This is a genomic window from Vibrio sp. RM-69-4 (assembly GCF_024743775.1).
In the GTDB taxonomy this organism is placed as follows: domain Bacteria; phylum Pseudomonadota; class Gammaproteobacteria; order Enterobacterales; family Vibrionaceae; genus Vibrio; species Vibrio anguillarum.
Window position 1 is genome coordinate 1 of the sequence record NZ_JAMQXI010000028.1, and the last position, 8,425, is coordinate 8,425.

The 8,425-nt window shown below is 39.0% G+C and carries 8 protein-coding genes; all 8 read left to right on the forward strand.

Annotated features, from left to right (window positions below; translation table 11 throughout):
• Window positions 1-531 precede the first annotated feature (531 nt).
• Entirely contained in the window at window positions 532-789 is a 258-nt protein-coding gene (locus NB504_RS02950) for a type II toxin-antitoxin system Phd/YefM family antitoxin (RefSeq protein ID WP_045569027.1), read from the forward strand.
• Window positions 777-1,079: a type II toxin-antitoxin system RelE/ParE family toxin gene (locus NB504_RS02955; RefSeq protein WP_258428235.1), complete on the forward strand. Its 303-nt coding sequence runs from the start codon at window positions 777-779 to the stop codon at window positions 1,077-1,079. The genes NB504_RS02950 and NB504_RS02955 overlap by 13 nt, the downstream gene beginning before the upstream one ends.
• Window positions 1,080-1,238: 159 nt before the next feature.
• On the forward strand, window positions 1,239-2,027 hold the full coding sequence (locus NB504_RS02960; RefSeq protein WP_170900741.1) for a hypothetical protein: 789 nt from the start codon (window positions 1,239-1,241) through the stop codon (window positions 2,025-2,027).
• Between the two features lie 160 nt (window positions 2,028-2,187).
• Entirely contained in the window at window positions 2,188-3,165 is a 978-nt protein-coding gene (locus NB504_RS02965; protein ID WP_088729593.1) for a chlorophyllase/cutinase-like alpha/beta fold protein, read from the forward strand.
• Window positions 3,166-3,411: 246 nt separating this feature from the next.
• Entirely contained in the window at window positions 3,412-3,771 is a 360-nt protein-coding gene (locus NB504_RS02970) for a hypothetical protein (RefSeq protein WP_258428236.1), read from the forward strand.
• Window positions 3,772-4,964: 1,193 nt separating this feature from the next.
• On the forward strand, window positions 4,965-5,765 hold the full coding sequence (locus NB504_RS02980; protein WP_258428238.1) for an FRG domain-containing protein: 801 nt from the start codon (window positions 4,965-4,967) through the stop codon (window positions 5,763-5,765).
• 166 nt (window positions 5,766-5,931) lie between these two features.
• A complete protein-coding gene (locus NB504_RS02990) occupies window positions 5,932-7,176 on the forward strand; it encodes an MFS transporter (protein WP_081265620.1) in 1,245 nt (414 codons plus the stop codon).
• A 105-nt stretch (window positions 7,177-7,281) separates the two neighbouring features.
• Window positions 7,282-7,797 carry a ClbS/DfsB family four-helix bundle protein gene (locus NB504_RS02995; RefSeq protein ID WP_258428237.1) on the forward strand — a complete coding sequence of 172 codons (516 nt, stop codon included), beginning with the start codon at window positions 7,282-7,284 and terminating at the stop codon, window positions 7,795-7,797.
• The last annotated feature ends 628 nt before the right edge of the window (window positions 7,798-8,425 follow it).

The following is an 8,425-nucleotide window of genomic DNA, read 5'->3' on the forward strand; positions in this document are numbered from 1 at the left end:
CAAAGTGAGTTTTCATCAGCTAAATCGAGTTGGAGTTGAACGGTAAATTCCATGTTCTCATGGCTGAGCTTAAGCAATAAATAATCATCACATATTTGTTGTTTCTTGATCGCGTTGGGTTGCTTTTCGTTGTGAATTTAGCGGCAAAATAACCTTCAGCATTCAAACGTCCGCCGAGCATGCTACGCTCGTCACTTTTCTTCCAAATCGCTCAATTTGAGTTTTTTGTTTCTTTGCAAAGTTAGAGTTTTAGTTTATAAATTAATGATTTAGTTTGTTTGGGTTTTACAAAAAGACTTGTTCTTGGGTTGTGAAAGTGTCGGCGTCAATTGGTTGGCCTAACAAACGGCTCAAGAGGGATTGTCAACGCGTGGCGGCTTTAGTACAAAATTGAAGTTCAGTGTTTACGGTGTGTTTTTTGAGTTCGGCTAGGCGTTGTCAACCCCTTAGCCGGGCGTTAGCCGTCATGGAGCTTGCTATACTCAAAGTGATAGAATAGTATCACTTTAGTATTCCTTTGGAGCCGCTCTCATGAAAGTAGAACTAGTTACATCACTTAAACGTCAAGCAACTAAGATCCTCGCCGATCTCCACGACACCAAAGAACCAGTGTTAATTACCGAGCATGGTAAGCCATCCGCGTATCTAGTTGATGTTGATGATTACGAGTTTATGCAAAATCGTTTGGCTATTCTTGAGGGTATTGCGCGAGGTGAACGCGCACTAGCTGACGGTAAAGCTATAAGTCATGATGAAGCCAAGGACAAAATGTCAAAATGGCTAAACTAATCTGGACTGAGCCAGCGTTATCTGACCTCAACGATATTGCTGAATACATCGCACTTGAAAATATTGTTGCTGCAAAGCAGTTAGTACAAACGATCTTTTCCAAAGTTGAACGCCTACAAGCTTTCCCAGAGTCAGGTCGTATTCCACCCGAACTAGAACATTTAAGTTATCGTGAAGTTGTCGTTAATCCATGTCGTGTTTTCTATAAACAAGACGGTGACAAAGTGTTTATTCTGTTTGTTATGCGTGCAGAGAGAGATTTGCGTAAGTTCTTGTTGAGTAAGCAATAACCTTTGGGAATGATCGGCTAACAAACAATTTAAGAGGGATTCCCAACGCTTGGCATTTTTGCTTCTACTTCAAATTTAGTGTTTACGGTACAATGCGTTAGGTAAGGCGGTAGCGTTGCTCACCCCTTAATTGGGCGTTAGCTTAGTAAGAGGAAAATTATGACTTTGTTTAAAATGTCATTATTTGAAAACTCGGTTAGTTTTTTCCGAGAGTCATTAGAGCAAGCTATAAAAGCAGAATCCAATGATGAAAAATGGAAGTTCGCCATTCTTATTCAAATTCAAGCGATCGAAACAATTTTAAAAGAGCGGTTGAGTTTAGAACATGAAGTTCTCGTTTATACGGATATAGATAAATGCAGGAATACTGTAAACCTCAAGCAATCCATTGAACGTTTGAAGAAAATAGCAGGTGTTACCTTAGTCGATAGTGATCACAAGACAATAGAAACTGCTGCTGAGTTAAGGAACAAAATAGTTCATTTCGATTTTGAATACTCAGTAGAGCAAGTAAAGTCCCAATTTATCCGACTAGTCGGCTTTTACATTGAATTTGCTAAGAAGCAACTCGATGTTCATGTTATTGACTTGCTGAGTGATAATTTGAAAGGTGAGTTATTTAAGTTACGTGACTATGTTGAAGAATTAGCAATTCGAGCAAATGCACAAATAGAGGTGCAAAAAATACCTGCAAGCGACATATGGACTTGTCCACTATGTAAACACGATGCTTTTGTAGTATTTGATGGGCAGGACAAATGCTATGTATGCGGACATGCTGAAGAGCTTGTTGAGTGTGAACAGTGCGGGAAGTATGAATTCGAGCATGATATCCAAGAATATGACTTTGGAAACCTAAAAGGGTGGGAAAATATCAAGCTGTTTTGTTCTGAGTGCTGGGATAAGCTTGAAACAGAATATCACGAAGAATTTTGGGAACTAAGCTAACAAGCGGCTCAAGAGGGATTGCCAACGCTTGGCGACTTTAGTGCAAAGTTGAAGTTCAGTGTTTACAGTGTGTTTTTTGAGTTCGGCGGTGCGTTGTCAACCCCTTAGCCGGGCGTTATGTTTACCTTAGCTTTGGTGCTAATACAAAAGGATTTACAAGTTGAAATATTTCAGAATAGCTATCGCATTATTAATGTTTTCATCTGTGTCAGTTACTGCGAATGATGTTGGTTTTCGAAAAGTAGATAATGTTTCAAAAGACGGCCTATCTATGGCTGTATTATACCCAACTTCTTCGGAACCAAAGCCTGTAGATTTTGGGCCTTTTAAATTAAACGTTGCAATAGCTGGAGCAATCAAAGAAGGTCGCTTTCCATTAGCTATCCTATCTCATGGTTCCGGAAGCAGTAGCTTGTCTTATAAGGACATTGCACTTTCATTGGTTAAGAATGGTTTCATTGTTGTTATGCCTTCGCATCCTCAAAATAATTACCTAGATAATTCGTCAGAAGGCAAGGTAGAGAACTATGTAAATAGACCAAAGCATATCTCTGCTTCAATAGACAAAGCATTATCAATACCTAGTTTAAGCCTCCACATTGATACACAAAAAATTGCTGTCTTAGGGCACTCTATTGGTGGTTACAGTGCTCTTGTTGTGTCAGGGGGAATAGCTAGCACCAAAAAATTAATTGATTTGTGTAAAAATGTGCCAACACTATCAGACCCTTATTGTGCACCAGTGTTTGGAAATCTATTAACTCAAAGCGTAATCGTGAACTCTAAAGATACTCGAATTAGTGCACAAGTATTAATGGCACCTGTAGGGGCTCCATTTTTGGCAAAGAACTCGTTTGAAAATGTGAATATTCCTACTTTATTATTAGTTTCTGAGAAAGACGAAGAATTAACTGAGAAATACAACTCCCAAGTAATAAAAAATGGCCTTCAAAATACAGGCTTATTAACTTACAAAATAATTCCTAATGCAGGCCATTACTCATTTTTAACTTCTTATCCTGATTTTTTAAAAGCTGAATTAGGTGTAATTGCGCAAGATCCTGATGGTTTTAATCGTGTTGAATTTCAAAAAAACATCGGAAACGAAATTGCCACTTACTTGAATAAAGTAATGTGATCGTAAACATAACAAGAAATTCAAGCCTGACTACCAACGCGTGGCTGAATTAGTTCCAAAATGGTTTAGTGATTACGGTGCATTGCTTCAAATGACATTGTGCGTTGGTAGCAGCTTAATTCGGCGTTATGCGAGCCGCTTACGGGTTGAGGCCTTGATTTATTGAAATATTCACGAAAATTCACAGCATAAGAGCTTCAAAAAGTGATAGCGTACCGGATTATTGAGTCACTGAATGGAGTTTTTATGCATCCTATATTTAATAATGGTTTGACAAGTCTTGTTAACCTTGGGAAAACATTTTCGAATGTTAAAATTAGTTTTGCTCAATGTATTTCCGCTATTAGAAACATCCGTGAGGTTAGTTCTAAATCTGTAACTGAACAACATCTACAGCTTATTAAATATGCAAATAGCCAAAAATATTTACACCGAACAAAATCCCAAGATGTTACTATAATCAAATGCTACGGTACACCTAGTCGGAAAAAGAACCGAGCTCCTGACCCTACATTACTAGATCTTGTTAAACGTGCTAATACCCCTACTTACTTACAAAAGACAAAGGCTGAGGGTGTCACTATAGGCACAGTCTCTGAAAAATGATTTACGGTTTTGTAAGAGTTTAGAGGTGCAAGTTACATTCGCATAACAAACGGCTCAAGAGGGATTGTCAACGCGTGGCGGCCTTAGTGCAAAATTGAAGTCCAGCGTTTACAGTGGTTTTTTAAGTTCGGCGGTGCGTTGTCAACCCCTTAGCCGGGCGTTATGTTTAATCACCAAAAATCAGTTGGTTGCATCTTTTCTTTGCTCCCTTGGCTTGTGAGTTTTGTGTTTGTCGGCAAGTTGGCTTCGTTTAGCGCTGCTTTCTGGACATCTATTCTTTGGCGCTGGAAATTCAGAGAATTGCCTCAGTCGATTTTCGAGTAAGCGCGAGGTTGGTTCGGCTGGCTCAATCAATATTTTGATCACAGGTTTTTGGGCTTGAATTGCCGAAATTCAAAGTCTGTTTTTCAAATCTATGAGTCGTTTCAGTTTTCTGGGTTTTGCCTTTTGTTTGTGAATCAAAGCTGAGTTAATCTTGGTTTTGGTAAAACGTAAGTCATTGAAGCTTAAACATAACAAACGGTTCAAGAGGGACAGCCAACGCGCGGCATTTTTACTATGCGTTGGTTTTTGTGGTTACGGTGTTATGCGGAAAGCTAGTAGTAGCGTTGGCTGCCCCTTAACCGGGCGTTATGCAACTCAGGTAAATTTAGGGTTTCAATCTTTTAGGATTTCTCCGGCCATTCGTTTGGTATTGTCGGCAAATGAGCTTTTTTATCCTCAAATTCGTGGTTAACTCAAGCCGTAAAACAGCTAAGGTTCTTTGTTTGCCTCAATCAATTTTAGTGCTGGTTTGTTGTGAATTTAGCGGGTGCAAAGTGTGGAAAGGGCAAGTTTATCGAGTATTTCGCATTTGCTGAAAGTCTTACTTGTTGAGTTTGTCTCATTCAAAAGCTTGGTTTGTTGTTGAACGGTGGACTTTGTTTTGGCGGCTTATTTATCACGGCTCCTGCTTGGGTTGATTCTTGAATCACTCAACCAGTGCAATCGTGGCTTTTGATCGAGTAAAGTCAGTTTATCTTATTGAATTTGCATAACAAACGGCTCAAGAGGGATTGCCAACGCTTGGCGACTTTAGTGCAAAATTGAAGTTCAGTGTTTACGGTGTGTTTTTTGAGTTCGGCGTTGCGTTGTCAACCCCTTAGCCGGGCGTTAGGCTTAATCTTTGAATTTGGAGTTGTAATTTGAACAAAGTGGTATCAACTATCGAGGATTATATCTCTCTCACGACTTCTTTTAACGGTTTTTGGTTTAGAGGAGTTGGTTCACCTACTTACAAACCTCATCCGCGAGTTCATTGGGATGGGATTGAAAGTCAAAAAGAAGAAACTCTAGTTTATTCATTTTTGCGTGAACATTTTAAATATCATCTTTCAGACAATGGCAACCCTTGGTACTTATATGCGTTAATGCAGCACCATGGTTTACCTACTCGATTGTTAGATTGGACTAGGTCGCCATTAGTCTCTCTTTATTTTGCACTAACGCAAGATTCTTCGGAAGATTGCTCTGCAATAGTTTGGGTATTAAATCCGTTTATTTTAAATGAGCAAGTCACCGGTGTTGATCGTATATTCTGTCCATCTCAAATGGCGGTGCGTCATATTGAAACCAATAGTTATTACGATTTGGAAAATCGTAAGCTAGAAACATACCCGAAAGATATTAAAGTCAAACTTCAGTTTGATTCATACCTTCCTGGAAATTTACTTGTTGGTGAAACTCATATGCGTTTATCGCATCCTTTGGCAATTGAAACAATCCCCCTAGATTCTAGAATGTCATCGCAACAAAGTGTGTTTACAATTCATGGGTCTGATACAAAGAGTTTAGATGAGCAATTTTCTGAAGATGTAGTTAGTTGTATTGAAATACCAGCAAGCAGTAAATTACAGATACTAGATAAGCTTCATCGGCTTGGTATTGTAGAGGATTTTATTTATTGCGATCTCGACTCTTTATCTAAGCGTCTGTGTCGTGAGCAAGGATTGTAGAAATTAAGCCTAACAAACGCTTCAAGAGGGACAGCCAACGCGCGGCATTTTTACTATGCGTTGGTTTTTGTGATTATGGTGTTATGCGGTAAGTTGGTAGTAGCGTTGGCTGCCCCTTAAGCGGGCGTTATGAATATACGTATCATTACAATATTTTAGGAGTTTCATGTTCCAGAAGTTTTCATCCGCAATTTCGATTTATCGAGGTTTGCCAGCGAATATTTATTATCTAGCTGTAGCTAGAATGATCTTAGGTATGGGTAATTTTATTATTCCATTTCTCGTTTTACTATTAACAGATAAGTTAGGTTACTCAGCAACAGTCGCAGGCTCCTTAGCTATGGGGGTTACTGGAACTTATCTATTGGGTAGCTTTATTGGTGGTAAATTATCCGATGTTTTAGGGCATAAGCGAGTTATGGTATTTGGAGAATTTTCCGGTGCTTTATTGCTTATTTCGTGTGGCTTCTTTCCTGATAATAATTTTTTAGTACCAGCATTTTTATTTGGTGCATATTTCTTTATTGGTTTGGCATTACCGGCAAGTAACGCTTTAGTTGCAGACTTATCTAATAAGAATAATCGCGACGCAGTCATGTCGTTGAGTTATCTTGCCTATAATTTTGGCTCAGCTCTAGGTCCAATTATGGCTGGGTATTTGTTTTGGAGCCACACAGAATGGATATTCTTTGGTAATGGCTTTGCTGCATTACTTGGTGTTGTGATTGTGGCTATGTTTATTAAGGTGCAGCCAGAAATTGACCACACAACTGATAATGAGTTAGAAATGCCCGTTTCTGGTTCTGTCTGGGCAGTATTGAGGTCAAGACCTAGACTCTTATTCTTTACATTCCTTTGTGGGTTGTTGTGGTATTCATTAAACCAAATGACAATGGCAAGTCCATTATATTTAAGTCATATATTTGGTGAAAAAGGTCCAATTGTATTTGGTCAACTGATGACTTATGCGTGTGTAATTGTTGTGCTTATTACGCCAGTTTTAATGAAATTTACGTCAGGTAAAGCTGAAACAATTAGTTTGGCATATGCCGGGTTTATGTTTGCTTTTGGCTACGCACTAGTCATGTTCTTTCCTAGTATTCCCATACACTTTATAGCTTGGCTATTTCTATCCGCAGGTGAGGTTCTCTTATTGACGAAAGAAGGCATATATTTAGCTAATAACTCACCTTCTAGTCACCGAGGGCGTATTCAGGGGGTTCTAGTTACACTACGAAGCGTTTTAGTTATGCCAAGTTTTATCGTGGTCGGTTATCTTATTGACAGCTATGGCTACAGTTTTACTTGGTCTAGTATCATTGCAATTTCAATAGCCGCTTCTATTGGACTCTACCTAATGACAATTCGAAATAAGCATGGATCTACAGCTGCCATTGAAAAATATTCATAACAAAGCATTTAAGAGTGATTCGCAACGCTTGGCAGTTTCGCTTCGCTCAAGTATAGCCAAGCGCCGCTCACACCTTAATGCGGCGTTATGTGAATGGAGGAAACTATGTCATCAGTTCCACAATCAAAAGATGAGTTACTCGCTGCCATCAACTCTATATTTCCCAAACTTGTGGACGATTATCGGATTGTTCCAGAATCATTATCACGTAAGTGTGAAATTGAAGGTAATGTAAAAGGAACACAAATTAGCATTTGTGACACTGTAGCTTATCTTGTAGGTTGGGGAAAGTTGGTCTTGAAATGGCATAGTTTGAAGTCTCAAGGTTTACCAGTAGATTTCCCTGATACTGGTTATAAATGGAATCAACTTGGTTTATTGGCAGTCAGTTTTCACGATCAGTACAGTGACTGGAAATACGAAGACTTACTCAAGGAGTTGGACTTAACCATTAACGAGCTTATCTATCTAGTTTCAAGGTTAGACAATGAAGAATTGTATGAAACGGCATGGTATGAAAAGTGGACGTTGGGTCGAATGATCCAGTTCAATACATCATCACCAATGAAAAATATGCGTACTAAAGTTAGACGATTTAATAAAAACAACGAGTTACGGTGAGCAATTCACATAACAAACGGTTAAAGAGGGACTGCCAACGCGTGGTGGTTTTAGTTCAAATTGGCATTTGTGATTACGGTTGTTATTTTGAGCCCAGTGTTTTGCGTTGTCAGCCCCTTAACCGGGCGTTATGTGTTTGGTCAGTTTTTTAGGTCAAAGCTACGATTTCATTGAAAATTCGTTTCGTATTTTCGGCAAGTTAGCTTTGTCGAAATGAATCCGTGAAAGAACTTCAATTGGTCACGTCCAAGGTTCTTGGGCTGCCTCAATTAAGTTTTGGATCTGGTTTTTGTTGAGTTTCGGTGGTTTCAAATCGCTTCAATTGAAATGTCTTTTTGACTGATTTTCTTGCTGACATTCAGCCCTGAAAGTCTGATGAAGCAAAAGGTTTGGTTGTGGCTGAAAGGGCGCTTTCTTTGTTGTTGATTCTGCAAGTGGCTCTCTTTGGCTCAGATCGTTGTGAAATTTAGGTTTTGGTAAGCATCGTTTTTGTACGTAACTTATTCAAATTTCTTCATTTCTACGGTGGTTTACTTTGAATTCACGGTAAAATTCACATAACAAACAATTCAAGTGGATTCTCAACGCGTGGCAGTTTTACTATGCGTCAGGTAAAGTGTTTACGGTG